General features: G+C 57.9%; 19 protein-coding genes, 1 tRNA gene and 1 pseudogene. 19 read left to right on the top strand and 2 right to left on the bottom strand.

Translation table 11 applies throughout. The features are described 5' to 3' along the window. Positions 1 to 834: 834 nt before the first annotated feature. The 7 genes and pseudogenes from BEN47_RS11715 (at position 835) to rplT (ending at position 9,832) form a co-directional block, all read left to right on the top strand. Positions 835 to 3,594 carry a DNA gyrase/topoisomerase IV subunit A gene (locus tag BEN47_RS11715; protein WP_438830503.1) on the top strand — a complete coding sequence of 920 codons (2,760 nt, stop codon included), beginning with the start codon at positions 835 to 837 and terminating at the stop codon, positions 3,592 to 3,594. Between the two features lie 343 nt (positions 3,595 to 3,937). After that, positions 3,938 to 4,870, top strand: a complete 933-nt coding sequence (locus tag BEN47_RS11710; RefSeq protein ID WP_070728596.1) for a tetratricopeptide repeat protein — start codon at positions 3,938 to 3,940, stop codon at positions 4,868 to 4,870. Positions 4,871 to 5,026: 156 nt separating this feature from the next. Next, positions 5,027 to 6,127 (top strand): tetratricopeptide repeat protein, encoded by a 1,101-nt coding sequence (locus BEN47_RS11705; RefSeq protein ID WP_070728595.1) that lies wholly within the window; start codon positions 5,027 to 5,029, stop codon positions 6,125 to 6,127. 99 nt (positions 6,128 to 6,226) lie between these two features. After that, complete coding sequence (thrS, locus tag BEN47_RS11700) at positions 6,227 to 8,161, top strand: threonine--tRNA ligase (protein ID WP_070728594.1); 1,935 nt, start codon at positions 6,227 to 6,229, stop codon at positions 8,159 to 8,161. Positions 8,162 to 8,443: 282 nt separating this feature from the next. Beyond that, positions 8,444 to 9,001 (top strand): annotated as a pseudogene (infC, locus tag BEN47_RS11695) (translation initiation factor IF-3); the annotation flags it as partial. Between the two features lie 216 nt (positions 9,002 to 9,217). After that, the gene (gene rpmI / locus BEN47_RS11690) at positions 9,218 to 9,412 is read left to right on the top strand and encodes a 50S ribosomal protein L35 (RefSeq protein WP_070728592.1); all 195 of its coding nucleotides are present in this window, start codon (positions 9,218 to 9,220) and stop codon (positions 9,410 to 9,412) included. A gap of 75 nt (positions 9,413 to 9,487) precedes the next feature. Continuing rightward, positions 9,488 to 9,832: a 50S ribosomal protein L20 gene (gene rplT / locus BEN47_RS11685; protein ID WP_070728591.1), complete on the top strand. Its 345-nt coding sequence runs from the start codon at positions 9,488 to 9,490 to the stop codon at positions 9,830 to 9,832. Positions 9,833 to 10,031: 199 nt separating this feature from the next. Here rplT and BEN47_RS11680 read toward each other — a convergent pair. Then, positions 10,032 to 10,105: transfer RNA gene (locus BEN47_RS11680), tRNA-Met, on the bottom strand. A 135-nt stretch (positions 10,106 to 10,240) separates the two neighbouring features. Here BEN47_RS11680 and BEN47_RS11675 point away from each other — a divergent pair. From BEN47_RS11675 to BEN47_RS11630, 11 genes are all read left to right on the top strand, one after another. After that, a complete protein-coding gene (locus BEN47_RS11675; protein ID WP_070728590.1) occupies positions 10,241 to 10,654 on the top strand; it encodes an START-like domain-containing protein in 414 nt (137 codons plus the stop codon). 110 nt (positions 10,655 to 10,764) lie between these two features. Further along, the gene (locus BEN47_RS11670) at positions 10,765 to 12,210 is read left to right on the top strand and encodes an LptF/LptG family permease (protein ID WP_070728589.1); all 1,446 of its coding nucleotides are present in this window, start codon (positions 10,765 to 10,767) and stop codon (positions 12,208 to 12,210) included. Between the two features lie 146 nt (positions 12,211 to 12,356). Then, positions 12,357 to 12,632, top strand: coding sequence for a 30S ribosomal protein S15 (gene rpsO / locus BEN47_RS11665; protein WP_070728588.1), 276 nt, complete (start codon positions 12,357 to 12,359; stop codon positions 12,630 to 12,632). A gap of 200 nt (positions 12,633 to 12,832) precedes the next feature. Beyond that, positions 12,833 to 15,004: a polyribonucleotide nucleotidyltransferase gene (pnp, locus tag BEN47_RS11660; RefSeq protein WP_070728587.1), complete on the top strand. Its 2,172-nt coding sequence runs from the start codon at positions 12,833 to 12,835 to the stop codon at positions 15,002 to 15,004. A 122-nt stretch (positions 15,005 to 15,126) separates the two neighbouring features. Beyond that, on the top strand, positions 15,127 to 15,990 hold the full coding sequence (locus BEN47_RS11655; protein ID WP_035566352.1) for a sigma-70 family RNA polymerase sigma factor: 864 nt from the start codon (positions 15,127 to 15,129) through the stop codon (positions 15,988 to 15,990). A gap of 144 nt (positions 15,991 to 16,134) precedes the next feature. Next, complete coding sequence (gene trxB, locus BEN47_RS11650) at positions 16,135 to 17,070, top strand: thioredoxin-disulfide reductase (protein WP_070728586.1); 936 nt, start codon at positions 16,135 to 16,137, stop codon at positions 17,068 to 17,070. Between the two features lie 130 nt (positions 17,071 to 17,200). Beyond that, the gene (locus BEN47_RS22670; RefSeq protein ID WP_317039510.1) at positions 17,201 to 18,343 is read left to right on the top strand and encodes a peptidoglycan DD-metalloendopeptidase family protein; all 1,143 of its coding nucleotides are present in this window, start codon (positions 17,201 to 17,203) and stop codon (positions 18,341 to 18,343) included. Between the two features lie 117 nt (positions 18,344 to 18,460). Then, a complete protein-coding gene (locus tag BEN47_RS22665; protein WP_317039509.1) occupies positions 18,461 to 18,655 on the top strand; it encodes a PIG-L family deacetylase in 195 nt (64 codons plus the stop codon). Continuing rightward, positions 18,643 to 19,179 (top strand): bacillithiol biosynthesis deacetylase BshB1, encoded by a 537-nt coding sequence (gene bshB1, locus BEN47_RS11640; protein ID WP_317039508.1) that lies wholly within the window; start codon positions 18,643 to 18,645, stop codon positions 19,177 to 19,179. Before BEN47_RS22665 ends, bshB1 begins: the two co-directional genes overlap by 13 nt. Positions 19,180 to 19,335: 156 nt before the next feature. Then, complete coding sequence (locus BEN47_RS11635) at positions 19,336 to 19,776, top strand: Xre family toxin-antitoxin system antitoxin (RefSeq protein ID WP_083322352.1); 441 nt, start codon at positions 19,336 to 19,338, stop codon at positions 19,774 to 19,776. Between the two features lie 9 nt (positions 19,777 to 19,785). Continuing rightward, positions 19,786 to 20,238 (top strand): RES family NAD+ phosphorylase, encoded by a 453-nt coding sequence (locus BEN47_RS11630; RefSeq protein WP_070728585.1) that lies wholly within the window; start codon positions 19,786 to 19,788, stop codon positions 20,236 to 20,238. A gap of 337 nt (positions 20,239 to 20,575) precedes the next feature. Here the strand turns inward: BEN47_RS11630 and accC are convergent, their stop codons facing one another. Then, on the bottom strand, positions 20,576 to 22,087 hold the full coding sequence (gene accC / locus BEN47_RS11625; RefSeq protein ID WP_070728584.1) for an acetyl-CoA carboxylase biotin carboxylase subunit: 1,512 nt from the start codon (positions 22,085 to 22,087) through the stop codon (positions 20,576 to 20,578). Between the two features lie 341 nt (positions 22,088 to 22,428). Here accC and BEN47_RS11620 point away from each other — a divergent pair, with 341 nt between their 5' ends. Further along, positions 22,429 to 23,676, top strand: coding sequence for an aminotransferase class I/II-fold pyridoxal phosphate-dependent enzyme (locus BEN47_RS11620; protein ID WP_070728583.1), 1,248 nt, complete (start codon positions 22,429 to 22,431; stop codon positions 23,674 to 23,676). Positions 23,677 to 23,807: the final 131 nt, after the last annotated feature.

Raw genomic sequence — 23,807 nt, 5'->3', positions numbered from 1 at the left:
AAAATCTACGGTCCGGCTTGGTTCAAGTACCCGGGCGTAATCTATTATTGCCTTTTACAAAGAAAGTGATAGCGAATTTAATCAATATTATTAAGCTTATAATTCCGCTTTTGAAGCTGCTTCAGCTGCTTCTGCAGCCAAAATGTGAATCATAATCCCACTATTGGAAATAGGAGAGGAGTCGGCCGTAACAGTGCTTTCACGGCCCCGAAATTGTAGAAATCAGCGGTTTAAAAACATTAAAGGTTTTGCATTGTATATTTTTTTTCGTAGGTTTGAATCGCCGCCTAGGGGTAGACTAGTCGGCACATTCCACGGAAAAGCCCGCGCCTTTGGTTCGGGCTTTTTTCGTTTGGGAGAATTACAGCTAATTGCCGAGCATTGGCAAGCCAGTTCGGGTTATTGATGACTATTGTGTTTAGCTTGTAAATAAGCTTCGGATTGCCTAAATTTGGGCAGATTCGCCATAAAAATGCTGCAAGCCTGACTCGGAGTTATACTATTTAGCTAAAATAATTGGGAACCTTTTGCTTCCTGTGCTACTTATAAATTGTTGCGCTCCGCGTCGATTACGGTATTTTTGATGGCACTTCGCCGACCTCTTTCTCTCCCTCTGTGGCCACACCTGATATTCCTGCTTCCGACGCCCCTGACCAAGATTTTCTTCAGCCCGGTGATTCGGTTAATTTTGACCTAGCTGCTTTTTCGCCCGCCGCTGCCGAGGACGCGGCCGAGCCTGCCAGCTTTGCCGAGCAGGACGCCGCGCTAGCTGCCGATGCCGCCGCCGTAGCGGCCAGGGCCGATAGTTTATTTGGGGAAACGGCCGGGGTGCACATCGCCGCCGATACCGTTCCCGAGCCCGAGACCGAGGAGGAGCCCAAGTTCGCACCCGGCGAAACTATCCACGACGTGGCTACCGTGAAGGGCATGTACCAGAACTGGTTTCTGGATTATGCCTCCTACGTAATTTTGGAACGGGCCGTGCCCGCCATTGAAGACGGCCTGAAGCCCGTGCAGCGGCGTATTCTGCACGCCATGAAGGAGATGGACGACGGCCGCTTCAACAAGGTGGCCAACGTCATTGGCCAGACCATGCAGTACCACCCGCACGGCGACGCCAGCATCGGCGATGCCATGGTGAACTTGGGCCAGAAAGACCTGCTCATCGAGACCCAGGGCAACTGGGGCGACGTGCGCACCGGCGACGGCGCCGCCGCGGCCCGCTACATCGAGGCGCGCCTGAGCAAGTTTGCGCTTGACGTGGTGTTCAACCCCGACACCACCGAGTGGCAGCTCAGCTACGACGGCCGCAAGCGCGAGCCTACTACGCTGCCCGTGAAATTCCCGCTGCTGCTCGCGCAGGGCGTGGAGGGCATTGCCGTGGGCTTGAGCACCAAGATTATGCCCCACAACTTCCGCGAGCTGTGCAAGGCCAGCATCGACGTGCTGCGGGGCCGCGAGGTGCAGCTGTTTCCGGACTTTTCGACGGGCGGACTCTGCGATGTGAGCAACTATAACTCGGGCATGCGCGGCGCGAAAATCCGCCTGCGCGCCACCATCGAGAAGGTCGACAAAACCCTGCTCATTATTCGCGACATTCCCTACGGCTCCACCACCACGGCGCTGATGGAGAGCATTGTGAAGGCCTCGGAAGCGAATAAAATCAAGATTAAGAAGGTGGTCGACAACACGGCCGCCAACGTGGAAATTCAGGTGCAGCTGCCCACCGGCGTCTCGCCCGACCTGACCATGGACGCGCTTTATGCTTTCACGGATTGTGAAATCAGTATCTCGCCCAACACCTGCGTTATCATCGACGACAAGCCCCGTTTTGTGGGCGTGGAGGACGTGTTGCGCCAGAGCACCAAGGCCACGGTGCGCTTGCTGGAGCGCGAGCTGGAAATCCGGCAGGACGAACTGTGGGAGCGGTGGCACAATGCTTCGCTGGAGAAGATTTTCATCGAAAACCGCATCTATCGCCGCATTGAAGAATGCGAAACCTGGGCCGAAATCTTGGAGACCATCGACAAGGGCCTGAAGAAATTTGTGCGCATAGCAGGGGAGAAGGTCAAGGCCGACGATACCCGGATTCTGCTCCGCCGGCCCATTGTGGAAGACGACCTGACCCGCCTGACGGAAATTCGCATCAAGCGCATTTCGAAGTTCGACGGTTTCAAGGCCGATGAATACCTGCAAAAGCTGGAGGTGGAACTGGCCGAAGTGGCCGACCACCTTGCCAACCTCACCCGCTACGCCATTGCGTATTTCGAGGGACTGCTGAAGAAGTACGGCGCCGGCCGCGAGCGCAAAACGCAGCTGCGCACCTTCGACGTGGTGACGGCCCAGAAAGTAGCCGTGGCCAACCAGAAGCTGTATGTGAACTACGCCGACGGCTTTGTGGGCTTCGGCCTGAAGAAAGACGAAAACGCAGTGACCATCTGCGACTGCTCGGACCTGGACGACATCATTGCCATCAAGCGTGACGGCACGTTTGTGGTGAGCAGAATCGCGGAGAAGACCTTTGTGGGCAAAGACGTGCTCCACGTGGGCGTGTACAACAAGAACGACGACCGGCTGGTGTACAACATGGTGTACCTGGACGGGGCCTCGGGCATCAGCTTTGCCAAGCGCTTCCTGGTGTCGGGCATCACCCGCGACAAAACCTACGACCTCACCAAAGGCACCAAGGGTACCAAAACACTGTACCTCACGGCCAACCCCAACTCTGAGTCGGAAATTGTGAGCATTCAGCTCAGCGACAAAGCCCCGGCCCGTGTGAAGCAGTTCGACTTTGACTTTGCTGAGTTGGGCATTAAGGGGAAAGGCTCGATGGGCAACATTGTCACGAAGCAGCCCATCAAAAACATCAAGCGTCAGGCCCTGGGCGACTCCACGCTGGGCGGCCGCGAAGTGTTTTTCGATAGTGTGGTGGGCCGCCTCAACACCGCCGGCCACGGCCGCTACCTGGGTACTTTCGATACCGAAAACCACGTGCTGGTGGTGTTTAAGGACGGCAGCTACGAGCTGACTGCGCCCAACCCCACCAACCACTACGACGTGCCCAATATCCTGCTGTTGCGTAAGTACGAGCCCGAAACGGTGCTCTCGGCGGTGTACATGGAGGGTGAAACCAAAATCCACTACGTGAAGCGGTTCAAGATTGAAACCAGCACGCTTGAAAAGCGCTTCCTGTTTATCTCCGAAACCAAAGGCTCGAAGCTGCTGGCCGTCACGGCCAACCCGGAGCCGCTGGTGGAACTGAAAATTCAGAAAGACAAAAAGGCCGACAAGGAAACGGAAAAAATCAGCTTGCACGAGTTCATCGACGTGAAAGGCTGGAAGGCCATGGGCAATAAGCTCAACTACTACAAAATCCACGGCCTGGGCCTGCTTACCGACGAAGGCCCCGAGCCCCAGCGCCGGGAAGTAGCCAAGAAGCGAATAGCTCCCGTTGCCCCCAAAAGCACCGATGCGCCCGCCGAAACGGCCGCTCCCCGCCCCGAGGCCACCGGCCCCGTTGACGTGACGGCCGAAGAAGTAGCCCAAGCGCGTGAGCTGCTCAAGCGGCCCAAAGCGCAGCTTGGGTTATTTTAGGCTGGGTCCTATAATTATCCGGTAGTGCTTGGTAGTTGTTGGCTGGCTCGCGATTGCGACACCATCCCGACTGGCTTTGGGCGTGAATCTCGCCGGTGAACGGCGTGTGCCAGGGTCCCAAAAACAGCGCTGCGTAACGCCAGGTAATTCAGCATCCAAAATGATGCCGTGAATGATAAGGCGTATTTTGCAGTTCGCGCATTCGCACCAATTCAACCAGGATTTAATGTAGGAGTAGGCAAGCAGCTCCTACTTGCCGATGCGACGTTTCTTTGCCCTCATGCGTGCGCCAGTCCCTTTTCAAGTCTGCTTAGCCCAGTTTTTCAGCCTATTTCGGGTTTGGATGCTGGGGGTAGGTTTGCTGTGCCTGGCCGCCGCGCCAGCGGCTGAGGCGCAGTTTCTAGTACCGACGCGCAAGCCCGCGCCTACGCTTTCCAAACGCCCTGAAACCCCAGCCCTCGCCGACCCGCCGGCTATTCAGCAGCAGTTGCTGCAGGCTGCCAGCCTCACCACAAGCTTCAAAGAGTCCGAAGCTCTGGCCGTGTACCAGGAAATCCTGAAAACGGCGCCCACTCATTACCTTTCGCTCTGCCAGGCGGCCGTGCTGAGTGTAAAAATTGGGGCTCGGTACTCGGACGAAACGCGCAAAACGGCCTACTTCAACGCGGCCCGTTCCTACGCCGACCGCGCCCTGCTGCTGCGGCCGGAGGGCGGCGAAAGCAACTACGCTGTTGCCCTGGCGCTGTTCAATCAAGCCACTCTGTACAAAGCCGGGGCTCGCCTGGCGGCTTTCCGCGACCTCCGCTCAAACGTGTACCTCGCCACCGAGCACCGGCCCGACCTGGCGGAAACCTGGCAGCTGCTTGGCCGCTGGCAGTACCGGGTAGCACACTACAACCTGCTCGAACGTCTGTATAGTAAGCTGGTGCTGGGGGGCGTGCCCGAAGGGGGCAGTAGCCGTCAAGCCATTGAATCCCTCGAACAAGCCCATAAAATTGCCCCCGGCAACCTGCAGGTGTGCTACGACTTGGCCCGCATGTGCCGGTACCAGGGCAGACGCCGGCGGGCCATTGAAGTACTGCGCGCCGCCGAAAAGATTCCTCCCATCACCAGCGAAGAACTCGTTGTGAGTAGGCTATGCCGTCAAATGCTCCCTCCGCTGCTTCGGGCCGATGCGCGGCGGCAGAAGCGGCAAAATTCAGTCCCTTCAGTTCCCAGGGGCTCAACCCTGGATACCTTGCGGACGCCCACGCCCAGCGTTAGCCAAAAAGAATAGCGCAAGATTGAGACACTTCAACCACTCGTGCTGTTCGCTTTTTCGCCAGAGGAACAGCGACAACTACCAGCTTATGTCAAGGCAGCAATTCCGGTTACTCACATGATTAAATTGCGGCTATTTAAGTGTATTCTGGGCCTTTTGTCGGTCTCGATAATGACTGCGTGCTCCAATGAGCCCAGTGAGCGGCCCGATACTCTCGTCGATTTGGCGACGGTGCAAAGCGGGCCCCGGGTTCAGGCCGAAGAGCTCAACGGCGCCATTGCCCGTGAGCCGCGCAATACGGCGCTGCTGGCGCGTCGGGCCTCGCTGCTGTTGGCGGCCGGCCAGCCGCAAGCTGCCCTGCGCGACGTAGCTGCCGCGCTCGAAATTGATGATTCGGACGGGAGCCTGTACTTTCTGCAGGCCCGGGTTTTGCGCGCCCTGGGCCAGCTCCCAACGGCACTAGCTGCTGCTCGCCAGGCCGCGCAGCGCGGGTTTTCGGGTCCCGAGCTGCCGCTGCTCGTGGGCGAAACCCAGCTAGCCTCCCGCAACTACACGGCCGCGCTCGACAACTTAGACCGCACCCTGCGCCTCGACCCCGACCAGCCTGCCGCTCTTTTCTACAAAGGATTGGCCTATGCCGCCATTGCCGATACCTCAACGGCCGTTCAGTACCTGCAGGATGCTTTAGCCCGCGACCCGCGCCAACCCGAAATTCTGCACCAGCTGGCCTTTCTGCTCAACGCTTGGCGCATGCCCACCGATGCCGCCCGTTTCGCGGCATTGGGCATGCGGCTCGACACCACTTCCGGGCTCTTAAAGTACGATTACGGCCGGCAACTGGAACTGCAGGGCCGCCCGGATAGTGCCCTATGGTATTACCGCCAGGCCTTGGTTCTCGACAGCACCGTGTACCGGGCCGACTACCGCCTGGGCCTGGCCGCCGCCCGGGAGCGCAAGCCCGCCGCTCTTATTCAGCACTTCCAGCGGGCCCTGCGTCGCAATCCCCGCCTGCCCCAGGCCCGCGCCTTACTTGCCGAGGCCCTGGAATCCCAGAACCGCCTGCCCGAAGCCCTGGTGCAGTTCCGCCGGCTGGTAGCCGAAAACCCCGGCAACCAGCACTGGACGTATAAAGTATGGAAAACCGCAGACCGCGTCCAGGCGCAGCTCCCCGACAGCCTCCGCACCTCCCCGCGGTACTACCGCCGGCCGGCTGCGCCCACCAGACTCCTGCCCATCAGTCCGTTGCCCCCGCTGCGCCCTGAGGCCAGATAGTCGCGTACTACTTTCTTCCGTTCCGAAAATAGGGCCACTCCATTCAGGGGTGCTAACTTGCGCCCTGCTTTGCCCCCTGGGCGCATCACTCCCATTCTTATGCTCAACATCACCCTCCCCGACGGCTCGGTTCGCCAGGTCGAGTCCGGCTCTACGGGCCACGCCTTGGCCAGCAGCATCAGCGAAGGCCTCGCCCGCAATGCCCTCGCCGTACGCGTCAACGGCGAAGTCCGCGACCTCCACCGCCCCTTTACCGATGATGCCACCGTCGAAATCCTGACCTGGAACGACACCGCTGGCAAATCAACCTACTGGCACTCCTCGGCTCATCTCATGGCCGAAGCCCTGGAGGCGCTGTACCCCGGCGTGAAGCTGGCCATTGGCCCCGCTATCGAAAACGGCTTCTACTACGATGTGGACCTCGGCGAAGGCCGCAGCATCAGCAGCGAGGACTTCCCGGAAATCGAGAAAAAGATGCTGGAGCTGGCCAAAAACAAAAGCCGTTACGAACGCAAGGACGTTTCCAAAGCCGATGCCATTACCTACTTCACCGAAAAGCAGGACCCCTACAAGCTGGAGCTGATTGACGGCCTCGAAGACGGCCAAATCACCTTCTACACCCAGGGCGGCTTCACCGACCTCTGCCGCGGCCCGCACATCCCCGACACCAGCACCATCAAGGCCGCTAAGCTGATGAACGTGGCCGGGGCCTACTGGCGCGGCGATGAGAAAAACAAGCAGCTCACGCGCCTCTACGGCATCACTTTCCCCAAGGCCAAGGACCTCACTGAATACCTCGAACGCCTTGAAGAAGCCAAGCGCCGCGACCACCGCAAGCTCGGCAAAGAGCTGAAGCTGTTTGCTTTCTCCGAGAAAGTAGGGGCGGGCCTACCCCTGTGGCTGCCCAAAGGCACGGCCCTGCGCGAGCGCCTCGAGCAGTTCCTGCGCAAAGCCCAGGTGAAAGCTGGCTACCAGCCCGTCGTCACGCCCCATATCGGCTCTAAGGAGCTGTACGTGACCAGCGGCCACTACGAGAAATACGGCGCTGATTCTTTCCAGCCCATCAAAACACCCAACCCCGGCGAGGAATTCTTCCTCAAGCCGATGAACTGCCCCCACCACTGCGAAATCTATAAAACCGAGCCCCGCAGCTACCGCGACCTGCCCGTGCGCTACGCCGAATTCGGCACCGTGTACCGCTACGAGCAGTCGGGCGAGCTGCACGGCCTCACCCGCGTGCGCGGCTTCACGCAGGACGACGCCCACATCTTCTGCCGTCCCGACCAAGTGAAGGACGAGTTCAAGAAGGTGATTGACCTGGTGCTCTACGTTTTCAAAAACCTCGGTTTTGAAGACTACACGGCTCAAATCAGCCTGCGCGACCCCGAGAACAAAACCAAGTACATCGGTTCCGACGAAAACTGGGCTCTGGCCGAAAGCGCCATTCAGGAAGCTGCCGCCGAAAAAGGCCTCAGCACCACCACCGAGCTGGGCGAGGCCGCCTTCTACGGCCCTAAGCTCGACTTCATGGTGCGCGACGCCCTGGGCCGCCGCTGGCAGCTCGGCACCATCCAGGTCGACTACAACCTGCCCGAGCGGTTCGACCTCGAGTACGTGGCCCCCGACAACACCAAGCAGCGCCCCGTGATGCTGCACCGCGCGCCCTTCGGTTCGCTGGAGCGCTTCGTGGCCGTGCTCATCGAGCATTGTGCCGGCAACTTCCCCCTCTGGCTCACGCCCGAGCAGTTCATTGTGCTGCCCATCTCGGATAAGTACATCGACTACGCCAACGAGGTGAAAGCCCAACTGGAGCAGCGCGAGCTGCGCGGCACTGTAGATGCCCGCGACGAGCGTATTGGCCGCAAAATCCGGGATGCCGAAATGGGCAAAATCCCTTACCTACTCGTGGTGGGGGAGAAGGAAGCCCAGGATAACATCATTTCGGTGCGCAAGCACGGCGAAGGCGACCTCGGCTCCATGCCACTTGATGCCTTCGTAAAAAGCGTGCAAAGCCAGATAGTAGAAGCCTATTAACCAAGCTTTCCCGTCAGGGTAAAGAGGTCGTCATGCTGAGCAAAGCCGAAGCATCTCTACCGCAATGCTAATTCATGTGACTTGGAATAGTTGAACAATAGAGGTGCTACGGCTTCGCCCAGCGTGACGTCCTTTTTGCCCTGACAGGCAAATAGATTGGGCAACTCGCTTGCCTTTTCAATTAAAAATACCGATATTTGCCCCCTGATTGCCAGGCCTTACCCGGCCTAAAACGCCCAGAATCTCATTTCCCGCCACTTTTTTTAGGAGGAGGACCATACCATAGCAGCCCCGAATCGTCGGTACGTGCCCCGCCAGCAGGTGGAAGAGCCGTTCAAAATCAACCAGAAAATCCTCGCGCGGGAAGTCCGCCTTGTTGGCGATAACGTCGAACAAGGTGTGTATCCCACCGACCAAGCCCGGAAAATGGCCCAGGACCAGAATCTCGACCTCGTTGAGATTTCGCCCACGGCCACGCCCCCCGTTTGCCGCGTCATCGACTACTCGAAATTTAAGTACGAGCAGAAGAAGAAAACCCGCGAGCTCAAGGCCAAGCAGACCAAGGTCGTGCTCAAAGAAATTCGTTTCGGTCCTAACACCGACGAGCATGACTTTGCCTTCAAGGTAAAGCACGCCCAGGAATTTCTCCGTGAAGGCGCCAAAATCAAGAGCTACGTGCACTTTGTGGGCCGTAGCATCGTGTTCAAAGAGCGGGGCGAAATCCTGCTGCTCAAATTTGCCCAGGCTCTTGAGGACCTGGCTAAAGTAGAGCAGTTGCCTAAGCTTGAAGGCAAACGCATGTTTCTCTACCTCGCGCCCAAAGCTGCGGTAGTAGCCAAAGCCGCCGCCAAGCCTGCCGCCCCGGCAGATGCCAAGCCCAAAGCTTCAAAACCTATTGCTGAGCCCAAAGCCGAAGCCACTGAACAGAACGCCGAAACGGCACCAGCACCCGCTGCCGACGCCGCCGAATAGATTTTACTCGGTTGAAGATGGCTTCCCGACCACCGGTCAGTCAGCAATCAACAATCAACAACCAACCCTCCAACACTTACTACAATGCCGAAAGTAAAGACGAAATCCGGTGCTAAGAAGCGCTTTGCGCTCACCGGAACGGGCAAGGTGAAGCGGAAGCACGCCTTCAAATCACACATCCTCACCAAGAAGACGACCAAGCAGAAGCGTAATTTGACCCGCACCGGTCTTGTGAGCAGCGCCGACATGAACCGCGTGCGCCAGATGTTGAATTTCTAATTTGTCATAAAAATTTCACCAGGCTTCCGGCTTTAAGACTTAACCCGTCGCCGGCTGCCAAAAACTCTCTAGGTTATGCCAAGAAGTGTCAACCATGTGGCCTCGCGCCACCGCCGCAAGAAAATCATGCGTTTGGCGAAAGGCTATTACGGCCGTCGCAAAAACGTATGGACCGTAGCCAAGAACGCCGTTGAAAAAGGCCTCTTGTATGCCTACCGCGACCGTAAAGTAAAGAAGCGCGAGTTCCGTGCTCTTTGGATTCAACGTATCAACGCCGGTGCTCGGGAGCACGGCCTGTCGTACTCGCAGTTGATGGGCGGCCTGAAAAAGGCTGGCATTGAACTCAACCGCAAAGTGCTGGCTGACTTGGCTCTGAATCATCCTGCTGCTTTCAAAGGCATCGTGGAAAAGGCAAAATAATTGCCTTTGTTCGTTAAAAACCAAGAAAACGCTGGCCTTTTTTAGGGTCCAGCGTTTTCTTGGTTTTTAACCTACCCGCTTCGGAGGGGGGCGTTGCCAGCCCCCTCCATGTTGATTGGAATAACGATTGTTCTTCTAATTCTAACCCCACCAGATACAAAAAAACCGCTTCAGCACGCAGCTGAAACGGTTTCCGAAGTAGCGGGGACGAGAGTTGAACTCGTGACCTCAGGGTTATGAATCCTGTGCTCTAACCAACTGAGCTACCCCGCCGGGGTATTTTTTGTGGGTGCAAAGGTAACGCTACAAATAGCCCCGACGCAAGGTGCTGGGGTAAAAAATGCTGTATTTCTCCCTTGTGGCCGGTTCAAGCTGCGGTTTGACCAAGCCCCTTCGTTTTTAAATCTTATGGCTCTGCCTGATATCCAAGCAAAAACGCGCTTCTTGGTGGAATTCCCCATCAACGCTTCGCCCAAAATACTTTTTCCTTATCTGGCCACGGCTTCGGGCCTGTCGCAATGGTTTTGCGACGACGTGCGGTATGTGGAAGGCCAACGCCTCAACTTTATCTGGGACCAGGAAAATCATTACGCCGAAATCTCGGGTCAGCGCCTGAACCGCGCCGTGCGCTTTGTTTTTCTTGGCGAAAACCGTCAAATGGTGGCTGACCCCAGCTTTTTGGAATTCACGCTTGATTCCTCGCAAGTAACAGACGAAGTGTACCTGCGGGTAATTGACTACTCCCCGTCCCAGGACAACGACGAGCAGCAGGAAATGTGGGAAAGCTTGGTGTCCAAGCTGCGTGAGCAGGTAGGAGGGTAAGCACGTTGGTGCTTTCCGCCGCACAAGCTTTCTGATTGCCCTGTGCGGTACTTTTTTGTCTCAACCCACGTTTCTGCGCTGGCCGCTCACTTGGAGCCGGTGCCGTACCTATGCTCAAAAAGCTCGACAAGCTTATTTTAAAGGCCTTTGCCGGTCCTTTTTTGCTCACGTTTGCCGTGGTGCAGTTCATACTGCTCACGCACACGCTGCTCAAGTACCTCGATGACATCATCGGCAAGGACCTGGGCACCGGGGTGCTGCTGCAGCTGCTGTTCTTTTTCAGCGTGCTCATCGTGCCCATATCGTTGCCCCTGGCCGTGTTGCTGTCTTCGCTGATGACGTATGGCAACCTCGGCGAGCACCACGAGCTTACGGCCATCAAGGCCTCAGGCATTGCTCTAACCCGTATTTTGCGGCCGGTGTTACTGGTTACTATTGGCCTGGCGGTGGGGGCGTTTTGGTTTAATGAAACCATCGTGCCGCGGGCTAATTTGAAAGCGTACAGCCTGCTGTGGGATGTGCGGCAGCAGAAGCTAGCCCTCGATATCCGGGAAGGTGTCTTTTACAACGGTATTCCCGGCTACACCATTAAGGTAGATAGGAAAACGGGCGAAAACGGCGACCGTTTGCACGGCGTCATGATTTATGACCACACCCAGAAGTCGGGCAATGCCACGGTTATCCTGGCAGATTCGGGCCGGATGTTTACCCGTTTTGGAGGCGCCTACCTGGGGTTGGAACTGTTTCACGGCAATACCTACATCGAGCAGCCAGACATGCAGAACCGGGCTGGCGCGTCGTTCACGCGCCAGGGGTTCGACCACAACCTGGTCACGTTTTCCCTGGCTTCCTTCGATTTGGGCCGGACGCAGGAGGAACTGTTCTCGACAAACCGTATGATGCTCAACATCCCGCAGCTGCACAGCGCGGCTGATTCGGTACAGAAACGAATGCGTACCGAGCAGAGCTTGGTTGTGCGCCAAACCAACGCGTATTTTACCTTTCTGCGGTTTGATACCACGGGCCGGGCGGCCAACCGCAAAGTTGAAGCGTTGGTGGTGCCGGCTTCCCGGCTGGCTCCGCCATCGGCCACTATTTTCCAGCAGGCCGGCAACCGGGCCAACAACCTGCGGGCCTTTGCCAGCTCCACCGCCGAGCGCCTCGACGACTACGCCCGCAATTCGGCCATGTTCCGTATCGAAGTTTACCGCAAATACTCGCAGTCGGTGGCCGTACTGCTCATGTTCCTGATTGGGGCACCGCTGGGCGCCATCATCAAGAAAGGCGGCTTGGGCGTGCCCATTCTGGTTTCCATTCTGTTCTTCATCATCTACTACGTGCTCAGCATCATGGGGGAGAAGTACGGCCGGGAGTTTGTGATGCCGGTGGGCATTGGCATGTGGATGTCAAACCTGCTGCTGCTGCCCGCGGGACTTTTCTTCCTCTACCAGGCTTACAACGATTCGGGCCTGTTGGAGTTGGACTTCTGGCGGCGCCTGCCCCAACGCTTGGGAATTCCCGGTTTGCGAAAAATAACGCAGCCGGTAGAAGAGTAGCGTTGCTGCAGGATGCCGAAAAATTCCAGTTTCGCGCTTTTATCCTGTTCTAAAATTGCGTACCTTTGCGGCACCCCAATGTGTGGGGTATCAAATCAACATTTTTTACATCTTTAAATCTAAGACGGGGTAATACCTATCAGCCGATGATTTTAACCACCGAAGCGAAACAGGCCATTTTCGAAAAGAACAGCCTGCAGAAAGTAAAGTCCGATACCGGTTCGGCCGAGTCGCAGATTGCACTCTTCACCCACCGTATTATTCATCTCACCGAGCACCTGAAGGTGAACAAGAAGGACCACAGCACCCGCCTGGGCCTTCTGAAGCTCGTAGGTAAGCGTCGCAGCATGCTGGATTACCTGCAGCACCGCGAAATCAATCGCTACCGCGCCATCATCAAGGAACTGGGCATCCGTAAGTAAGTCCAGAATCTGAGAGTAGGGAGCCTTCCAACGAAGGTTCCCTACTCTTTTTTTGTTCGGGTCGGTTTTGCGCCGAGGCTGGCCCGTGACACTGATTTGCATCGGCGCACTGTTGTTGAAATATCTTGAGTAACGAGGGCCGCCGAGGCGCTCGTTTTTGGCTGCTCGCCCGCTGTCGCTTTTCCAAGCAAATCCCGCTGATGTCCCAACCCCACGCCATTACCAAATCTTTAGCGCTGCCCGACGGCCGTGTTATCACCATTGAAACCGGCCGCCTGGCCAAATTCGCCGACGGTGCGGTCGTTGTTCGCCTCGGCGATACCATGCTGCTCGCCACGGTGGTTTCGGCCCCAAGCCAGCGCGACGGCGTTGACTTCCTGCCCCTGTCGGTGGACTACCAGGAGAAATTCGGCTCGGCCGGCAAGATTCCCGGCTCGTTTCAGCGCCGCGAAGGCCGCCTGAGCGATTACGAAATCCTGGTGTGCCGCCTCGTCGACCGCATCCTGCGGCCGATGTTCCCCAAGGACTACCATTACGAGGTGCAGGTAATGATTACCCTCATCTCGGCCGACAAAGAAGTTCAGCCCGATGCCCTGGCCGCTTTGGCTGCCTCGGCCGCGCTGTCGATTTCTGACATTCCGTTTGCTGGTCCGATTTCCGAAGTGCGCGTTGCGCGCATCGACGGCCAGTTCCAGATTAACCCCAAGACTTCGGACCTGGCCCGCGCCGACATGGACCTGATGGTGGGCGCAACCGCCGATTCCGTGGCCATGGTGGAAGGTGCCATGAAGGAAGTGAGCGAAGAAGAAATGGTGGCGGCCATTGCCTTCGGCCACGAAGCCATCAAGGCCCAGTGCCAGTTGCAGAAGGACCTGGCTGAGGCCGTGGGCCGCACGGCCGACTCGCCCACCCGCGAGTATCCCAAGTACGAGGAGAACGAGGAACTGAAAAAGACTATTCTCGACGCCGTGTACCAAGGTGCCTACGATGTGGCCCGCAGCGGCAACACCAGCAAAGGCGGCCGCAAGGAAGGCTTTGGCAAGGTGAAAAAAGCCGTGCTGGAGCACTTGCTGGCCGTGGATGCGGAGCTGAACATGAAGATGTTCAGCCGCTACTATGGCTCGGCTGAGAAGAAGGCCATTCGCGATATGATGGTGAAGGAACGGGTGCGTCTTGACGGTCGCCAGCTCACCGAAATCCGCCCCATCTGGTCGGAAATCAACTATTTGCCCGGTGCGCATGGCTCGGCCATCTTCACCCGCGGCGAGACCCAAAGCCTGACCACGGCCACGCTTGGTACCAAGCTCGACGAGCAGATTGTGGACCAGCCGCTGAGCAAGGGCTACTCGAAATTCATGCTGCATTATAACTTCCCCGGTTTCTCGACCGGCGAAGTAAAGCCGAACCGGGGCGCTGGCCGCCGCGAAATCGGCCACGGCAACCTGGCCCTGCGCTCGCTGAAGCAGGTATTGCCTTCGGACGACGAAAACCCCTACACCATCCGCATCGTGTCGGACATCCTGGAGTCGAACGGTTCCAGTTCGATGGCCACCGTCTGCGCCGGCTCGCTGGCGCTGATGGACGCGGGCGTGAAGATTTCGGCTGCCGTGGCTGGTATCGCCATGGGTCTGGTGCAGGATAAGGAAACCGGCGATTACGCCGTGCTGAGCGACATCCTCGGCGACGAGGACCACCTCGGCGACATGGACTTCAAAGTAACCGGCACTGAGAAAGGCATTTGCGCCTGCCAGATGGACATCAAAATCCAGGGCCTGAGCAATGAGATTCTGACCGCCGCGCTGCACCAGGCCCGCGAAGGCCGCCTGCACATTCTGGGTGAAATGGCCAAGACCATTGCCGCGCCAGCCGCCGAGCTGAAAGCGCACACGCCCCGCTCGCACAAAATGCTGATTGACAAAGAGTTTATCGGCGCCATTATCGGCCCGGGCGGCAAGGTGATTCAGCAGATTCAGAAGGACACCAATGCCACGGTTATTATCGAGGAGAAGGACGAGAAAGGCCACGTAAGCATTTACGCGGCCAATCAGGACGACATGCAGGGCGCCATCGACCGCATCCGCGCCATTGCGGCGCAGCCGGAAGTGGGCGAAGTGTACAAAGGCAAAGTGCGCAGCATCCAGCCCTACGGCGCTTTCGTGGAAATCATGCCGGGCAAAGACGGTCTGCTGCACATCTCGGAGGTGACGCACGAGCGGATTCAGACGCTGGAGGGTTTGTTGGAAGTGGGCCAGGACATTGACGTAAAACTGGTGGAAATCGATAAGAAAACGGGCAAGTACCGGCTCTCGCGCAAGGTGCTGCTGCCCAAGCCCGAAGCGGCCGCGGCCAGCAACGGCGAAGCTCAGGCTTAGTCAGGCGCCGTGGTCCCGAACTAATGTTGGAGGAAGCCTGTTGGCTACCTCTGACTTAGGGACGGGCCGGGCGGCTTTTTCTTACGTATTAACCCCATCAGATATCGTTCTTACCTAGTCCCATGAGACAGCTAAAAATTAGTAAGCAGATTACCAACCGCGAAAGCCAGTCGCTGGACAAGTACCTCCAGGAGATTGGCAAGGTTGATTTGCTCACGCCCGACGAGGAAGTGACGTTAGCGCAGCGCATCCGCGACGGAGACCAGCAAGCGCTGGAGAAATTGACCAAAGCCAACCTGCGTTTCGTGGTGTCGGTGGCCAAGCAGTACCAGAATCAGGGCCTTTCGCTGGGCGACCTCATCAACGAGGGCAACCTCGGCCTCATCAAAGCGGCCAAGCGCTTTGACGAAACCCGTGGTTTTAAATTCATCTCCTACGCCGTGTGGTGGATTCGCCAGTCCATTCTGCAGGCACTGGCCGAGCAGAGCCGCATCGTGCGTCTGCCCCTGAACCGCGTGGGTTCGCTGAATAAAATCAGCAAATCCTTCTCGGAGTTGGAGCAGAAGTTTGAGCGCGAGCCTTCTCCTGAAGAAATTGCTGAAGTGTTGGAGTTGACTACTTCTGAAGTGGTCGACACCCTGAAAATCTCGGGCCGCCACGTATCGGTGGATGCGCCGTTTGTGCAGGGTGAGGAAAACCGTTTGCTCGACGTGCTCGAAAACGAGGACGAAGAGTCGCCGGACATGGCCCTGATGAACGACTCGCTCCGCAAGGAAGTGCAGCGCGCCCTGAGCACGCTCACTAAGCGCGAGGCGGATGTTATTACTTTGTACTTCGGGTTGAACGGCGAAGCGGCGTTGACTTTGGAGGAAATCGGTGAGAAATTTAACCTGACCCGCGAGCGGGTGCGTCAGATTAAGGAGAAGGCCATTCGTCGCCTGCGCCACACTTCGCGCTCGAAAGCCCTGAAGCCTTATCTCGGCTAATCAATTAGTTTTGCAGAATAAGAAACCCCGACCGTCAGGTTGGGGTTTTTTGTACAACTCACACGGTAAGCTGTGGCTTGCCGGAGGAATTCTATTTTGAAATTCACATTCAAGACGGCAAGCTAAAGCTTACCGCACAATGCAATGGCTGAACACATTAAATGCCTGATTATTGGCTCCGGCCCTGCTGGTTACACGGCTGCTATCTACGCGGCGCGGGCCAATATGGCACCCGTTATGTACATGGGCCTGCAGCCCGGTGGCCAGCTGACCATTACCAACGACGTGGAGAACTTTCCCGGCTACGCCGATGGCGTGAACGGGCCGCAGATGATGGAAGACCTGAAAAAGCAGGCCGCCCGCTTTGGCACCGATATTCGCTACGGCATTGCCACGGCGGTAGATTTCACGGTGACGCCGCGTAAAATCACCATTGACGAAACGCTGGAGCTGACGGCAGACACCGTCATCATCGCCACCGGTGCTTCGGCTAAATGGCTGGGCATTCCATCGGAGGCACGGCTCAATGGCTCGGGCGTATCGGCCTGCGCCGTGTGCGACGGGTTCTTCTACCGCGGGCAAGAAGTGGCCATTGTGGGCGCCGGCGACACGGCCGCGGAAGAGGCTACGTATCTGGCCAACCTGTGCAGCAAGGTGACCATGATAGTGCGCAAGGGCGAGATGAAAGCCTCAAAAATTATGCAACAGCGCGTGCTGGACAATCCCAAGATTGAGGTGCTGTTCGATACCGTGACGGATGAAATCCTGGGGGAGCACGTCGTGGAAGGGGTGCGAGTGAAGAACCTGTTGACGCAGGAAACGCGCGAAATAGCCCTGACCGGCTTCTTTGTTGCCATTGGCCACGAGCCCAACTCGAAGATTTTCCAGTCCTACCTGACCCACGACGAGCAAGGCTACCTGAAAACCATTCCCGGTACGAGCAAGACCAACATTGACGGCGTATTTGCCTGCGGCGACGTGCAGGACTACACCTACCGGCAGGCCGTGACGGCGGCCGGTACGGGCTGCATGGCGGCCCTCGACGCAGAACGCTATTTAGCGGCGCTGGGCGCACACTAAAACCCTTGCATCGACGTGTTAGGAAGGAGGAGCTTTGTGGCTCGTCTTTTCTGACTTTTTTGCTTAGACTGAATGGCACGTGGGCGGGGACTGCTTGGTCCTGCGCTCACGGCCTTATTCCTGTTCGCTTTTGACCTTACTGAAAACAACAACCTGGCGGCCGGTCTTGCTGCTACTGGCACTATTGCTGGTGCTGGCGGGCCTCAATTCGGTCCAGGCGCAGCGCCGCAAGACGCCACGCACCAAAGCCCGGGCCGGTACCACCACCGGCAACTCGGACTTTTTCCGGGCTAAAACGCCCAAAATGCGCTACGTGCGCCCCGACACTACCACCGTTATTGAGACGGAAGAATTGCCTGACGACGGCTCGGACGCGGCCAAATCCATCTACTTTAATCCGGCCAAAAAGCTCAGCATTGTGAGCGAGGACACGTCGCGCCTGAATGAAGGCGGGCAGGAAATCGTAGAGATGTCGGAGGAAGTGCTCATTGACTCCTCGTGGGTGAAGGTGGCGGGCTATTACTCCATCTGGGACACGCACAGCGTGAACCCTTACCGGGTGGATGGCCGCAGCTACCGCGACTCGCTCAAGCTCCGGCTGGTGGACCCGCCCCGGCAGCGCTACGCCAAAATGCCTCTGGTTACCACGCCCATTACGTCGGCTTTTGCCTTCCGGGGATACCGCTGGCACTACGGCATGGACCTGGACTTGGCCACCGGCGACTCGGTGAAATCGGCTTATGACGGGGTGGTGCGCATCAGTGCCTGGGACGGCGGCGGCTACGGCAACTACGTGCTGGTGCGGCATTACAACGGCCTCGAAACCATTTATGGCCACATGAGCAAAGCGCTGGTGAAAGTGGGCACGTTTGTGAAAGCAGGCCAGCTCATTGGCTACGGCGGCAGCACGGGGCGCAGTTCCGGCTCGCACCTGCACTTCGAGGTGCGCTACCAGGGCAATCCCATCGACCCGGCATTGATTTACGACTTTCCCGGGTATAAGCTGCGGCAGGATAATTTTACCATAACCTCCCAGCTATTCAACTATTACAGCCGGGCTGTGGGGCACCGAAGTAGCAGCAGCCGGAGCAGTAGTAGCCGGAGTAGCAAGAACAGCCCATCCCGCGCGCGGCAAACAGTGAACCACACGGTGCGGTCTGGTGATACGCTCTCCGAAGTGGCCGAAAAATACGGCGTGGGACTAAGCACCCTGAAGCGACTTAACCCTGGGGTGAAGACCTTGCAGCCCGGCCGCAAGCTCCGGATAAAGTAGCACTTATCGGCCTGCACTGCCCTTTGCCGGTGAGTGCAGGCCGGTTTGCGTTCTGGTCACAGGCATCCCCCGCTTTTTTATTTTCATAGACAATCCATCACCAATAATCCATTTCATATGAAGCTCGACATTCTGGCCCTGGGCGCTCACCCCGATGACGTGGAGATGTCGTGCTCCGGAACCATGCTGGCCGCCGCCGCCGCGGGCAAGAAAATTGGGATAGTGGACTTCACGCGGGGGGAGCTGGGTACCCGCGGCACCCCGGCCACCCGGCCGCCGAGGCCGCCGCGGCCAGCTTGGTGCTGGGCCTGAGCGCGCGGGAGAACCTGGGTTTGCCCGATGGCTTCTTCCGCAACGACCGGGAGCATCAGCTGCCGCTCATTGCCGCCATTCGGCGCTACCAGCCCGAAGTAGTGCTCTGCAATGCCATACATGACCGGCATCCCGACCATGGCCGGGGTGCCCAATTAGCTACCGATGCCTGCTTCCTGGCCGGCTTGCGCATGATAGAGACCATGGGCCCGGATGGGCAGCCGCAAGCTCCTTGGCGGCCTAAAAATGTGTACCACTACGTCCAGGACCGGGCCATTGTGCCCGCATTTGTGGTGGACATTTCGGCGCATTGGCCGGGCAAGTGGGCTTCCATTCAGGCCTACGGTACGCAGTTTTTTAATCCCAACATCGACGAGCCGAGTACTTATCTGTCGAGCGAGGAGTTCTCTAAGTTTCTAGAAGCCCGGGCCCGGGAATTTGGGCACATGATAGGAGTGGAGTTTGGCGAGGGATTCACGGTGCACCGGCCGGTGGGCGTGCGCGACGTGACGACGCTGCTGTAAAACCCATTGTTAATCAGGTGCTGATGATGCGCCTTGTGCGTAATATTGGGGGCGCCAGCGCATTGCGTTGGACGGGGCTATGAAACGAAATGGAATATTTTCCCGTTATTAGGGAAAATATTCCCATTATCGGGTTTGTTTCCTTCGCCTGTTCGCATGACTGCCGCTGCTCATTCTTCCGCTGTTTATTCGCCTGCCTTGCTCGGACTGCAAGCCACCGTGGCCGATTCTTTCGCGCTGGTGATGGAAGCGCGCACCGGCGTGCTGGCCAATACCGCATTTGCCGTGGCTGAGCTGCTGCAACTAAGCGCCGACGAATTGGCCGACCTGCTGCATACCACCACCAAAACCATGCGCACCTACCGCCAGGCCAAGAAGCGCTTGGCGCCGGCCCCGAGTGAGCAGGTGCTGAAGCTGCTGACCTTGGCGCGCCAGGGCGAAGAAGTGTTTGGCTCGGTCCCCGCTTTCCGGCGCTGGCTCGACAAACCCGCCTACGGCCTCGACAACCAAGCACCGCTGCTACTGCTCGAAACCAGCGGCGGTATCGACCTAGTGGCCGATGAAGTGGACCGCATTGCCCACGGCGACCTGGCCTAAGCCCAACGCGTGGAAATCTACCGTATTTGCCTGGCCAAGTACGCCAAGGAACTAGTGGCTTCCGGCAACCCCGGCCGCTGGAACCTGCGCGGCCAGCTGGTCATTTACGCCGCCGGCAGCCGCGCCCTAGCCTGCCTTGAAAACGTGGTGCACCGCAGCGGCGAAGGCCTCAACAGCCTCTTCAAAGTCATCCGCATCGACGTGCCGGGTTCTCTAGCAGTAGAAGAATTAGCCCTGAACCAAATGCCTCCTGAGTGGCATCTGCCGCGCCACTACGCCCGCTGCCAGCCCTTGGGCGCCAATTGGTATCAGCGCCAGACAGCGGCCATCCTGCGGGTGCCGTCCTCCATCATCGCCCACGAGCACAATTACGTGCTCAATACCCGCCACCCGGATTTTGGGCAGGTTCGCATTGTAGGCTGGGAGGATTTTGAGTTTGACCCGCGGATTAAGGAAGGTTGAAAGCGAAGTCCCCAAATCTCCTTCTCAAATCTTTAGTAACGAAAAATGAATCTCAAAGCTTTATAAGAAGCCCTTATCGCAGAGAAGTTGCGAGGTTTATACCTCAGCCGAGGATTACTGGATGAGACCTATACCATTGACAAAGCTCCCCATGGATGGGAGGTTTATTACAGCGAGAGAGGCAAAAAATCGATTTTGAAAACTTTTATCAACGAAGGTGATGCATGCAAATACTTCTTGGCGACCATGCGAAGCGCCGGCTCAACAAAATGATAGTAGCACTTGAAAAAGAAACGCCCGGCAAATAGCTAGGCTTTCCCTTTTCAACACAATAGCCCTACCGCCCGCCCGCCCGGTTCCTGCGCCAACCCGAACCCTCTTCGTTGGCAGTCCCGCCAGCTGCTGATGCCGTCTTGGGTTTTTTCGTCTCCAGCAGCATTGCGCCCAGCGCGGCGGCAACTTTGGCCGTGGCCTCGTCCGGCGCGGTGGGGGCGAGGTTGGCGGGAGTGAAATGGTCTTTGATGAAGTTCGTATCGAAATCGCCGCTTACGAAGGCGGGGTGGCGGAGCACGTAGGCCCCGAAAGGCAGCGTGGTTTCGATGCCGACGATTTTAAATTCCTCGATGGCCCGTAGCATGCGGGCAATGGCCTCGGCGCGGTCGGCGCCGAAAGTGACCAACTTTGCTATCATCGGGTCGTAGTAAATCGGGATGTCCATGCCCTGCTCGAAGCCGTCGTCGACGCGCACGCCGGGGCCCTGGGGGCGCACGTAGGTGGTGAGGGTTCCGATGTCCGGAAGGAAGTTGTTTTGCGGGTCTTCGGCGTACACGCGCAGCTCCAGGGCGTGGCCGGTGATAGTGAGGTCCTCTTGTGCGAAGGCGAGGGGCTCGCCCTGGGCCACCCGGATTTGCTCCTTCACCAAATCCAGTCCCGTGATTTGCTCCGTCACGGGGTGCTCTACCTGAAGGCGGGTGTTCATCTCCAGGAAATAAAAGTTGTGCTGGTCGTCGAGCAGGAATTCCACGGTGCCGGCGCCGGTGTAGTCGCAGGCGCGGGCCACGTCCACGGCGCACTGGCCCATCTGGGCGCGCAGGGCGGGCGTGAGCACCGAGGAAGGGGCCTCCTCAATTACCTTCTGGTGCCGGCGCTGAATGCTGCACTCGCGTTCGAACAGGTGCACGATGTTGCCGTGCTCATCGCCCAGCACCTGAATTTCGATGTGGCGCGGGCCGGTCACGAATTTTTCGATGAACACCGCCCCATCGCCAAAGGCGGAAACCGCCTCGTTGATGGCCAGCTGCATCTGCTCCTCAAACTCATATGCGTTGTTCACAATCCGCATGCCCTTGCCGCCACCGCCGGCCGAGGCCTTGATGAGGATGGGGAAGCCCACTTCCTGCGCAATCCGCTTGGCGGCGGGCACGTCGGAAATGGCCTCGTCGGTGCCGGGTACCAGCGGGATGTTGTAGGCTTTCACGGCCTGCTTGGCCGAGAGCTTGTCGCCCATAATCTCCATGGCCTCGGGCGAGGGCCCCACGAAAATTAAGCCCGCCGCCCGCACCGCGCGGGCAAAGCCAGCGTTTTCGCTCAAAAAGCCATAGCCGGGGTGAATGGCATCAACCCCCAGTTCCTGGCACACGGCCAGAATCTTGTCGCCGCGCAGGTAGCTGTCTTTTGAAGCGGGCGGGCCCACGCACACGGCTTCGTCGGCGTAGCGCACGTGCAGGGCGTTGCGGTCGGCCTCGGAGTAGATGGCCACGGTGGAAATGCCCATTTCCTTGGCGGAGCGGAGGATGCGCAGGGCAATTTCGCCGCGGTTGGCAACGAGCAGCTTGGTGATTTTTTTCATGGGTGCGGGGGAGCGGAAAGTTGGGTGAGTAAGTTGGCCTCGAAAAGCGCAAAAACGCGTTTCAGTGGGTACAACAGGCCGAAGCAGGGGCCAGCAGAGGGCTACGCATCACCCGGTAAAACGGGCTGCGGGGCTCGGTGCAGGCGGAAGTCGACCACAAAGAAAGTTGGAAACTGCACGCCAGTTGCAAACATCAGCCGCATGATGGCGTTATTAAGCCCAAATTGTGTACATGGGCGGCCTGGGGCTATCTTTGTAAATAGGCCAGTCTAAATTGACGGTACCCAGCTAAACTGGCCCTTCTTCTGCATTTAACCTTCAACTAACACCCCGTTTTTTCAGTGGATATTTTCGACCGGGTTTCGGCCAACCGCGGCCCTTTGGGTTCGCAATCGCACTACGCCCACGGCTATTTTGCCTTTCCCAAGCTGGAAGGTCAAATCCAACCTCGTATGCAGTTTCGTGGCAAAGAGGTGCTGACCTGGAGCCTGAACAACTACCTGGGCCTGGCCAACCACCCCGAGGTGCGGCAGGCCGACGTGGACGGCGCCAGCGAATACGGCATGGCCTATCCCATGGGCGCGCGCATCATGAGCGGCAACTCCAGCCTGCACGAGCAGTTGGAAAACGAGCTGGCCGACTTCGTGAACAAGCCCGGTGCCCTCTTGCTCAACTTCGGCTACCAGGGCGTGGTGAGCATCATCGATTCGCTGGTGAACCGCCACGATGTCATTGTGTACGACGCCGAGTCGCACGCTTGTATCATCGACGGGGTGCGCCTGCACCAAGGCAAGCGGTTCGTGTTTAACCACAACGACATGGCCAGCCTCGAAAAGCAGCTGGAGCGCGCCAAGCGCCTCACCGACGAAACCGGCGGCGGCATCCTGGTGATTACCGAGGGCATGTTCGGCATGTCGGGCAACTTGGGTAAGCTGCCCGAAATCGTGAAATTGAAGGAGAAATTCGACTTCCGCATCTTCGTGGACGATGCTCATGGTTTTGGCACGCTGGGCCCCACGGGCGCCGGAACGGCCGAACATTTGGCCTGCCAGGACGGCGTAGACCTAATTTTTTACACCTTCGCGAAGAGCATGGCCAGCATTGGCGCATTCGTGGCGGGACAAGAAAGTGTGATTGAATATTTGCGATACAACATGCGTAGCCAGATTTTCGCCAAATCGCTGCCCATGCCGTTAGTAATAGGCGCGCTCAAGCGCCTGGAGCTGATTCGCAACCACCCCGAATACCGTGAGCAGCTCTGGACCATCGTGCGGGCCCTGCAGAGCGGTTTGCGCGAAAAAGGCTTCAACATTGGCACCACCGAATCGCCGGTGACGCCCGTTTTCCTCAACGGTGAACTGTCGGACGCAACGGCCCTAACCTTCGATTTACGCGAGAATCACGGCATTTTCTGCTCCATTGTGGTGTATCCCGTGGTTCCCAAGGGCGTGATTATGCTCCGGCTCATCCCCACGGCCACGCACACGCTCTCCGACGTGCAGGAAACGATTGTGGCCTTTGAAGCCATGGCTGCCAAGCTCGACAAAGGGCTCTACAGCAAGGCGGCGGCCACGCCCCAAACTGCTTAAAAAAGCCTCCTGACGTAGTTAGCGCCGGTTGCCGATGAGGGCAGCCGGCGTTTTTGTTTTTGTACTATCCCAATACAACGGGGTGGGAATGATTTTTCGGAAATGGCCTTTTTTTTAACAAAATCGGCCTC

This window comes from Hymenobacter lapidarius (assembly GCF_001816145.1).
In the GTDB taxonomy this organism is placed as follows: Bacteria; Bacteroidota; Bacteroidia; order Cytophagales; family Hymenobacteraceae; genus Hymenobacter; species Hymenobacter lapidarius.
Note: the sequence above shows the minus strand (reverse complement) of the source record. Positions and strands in the feature narration are given on the sequence as shown.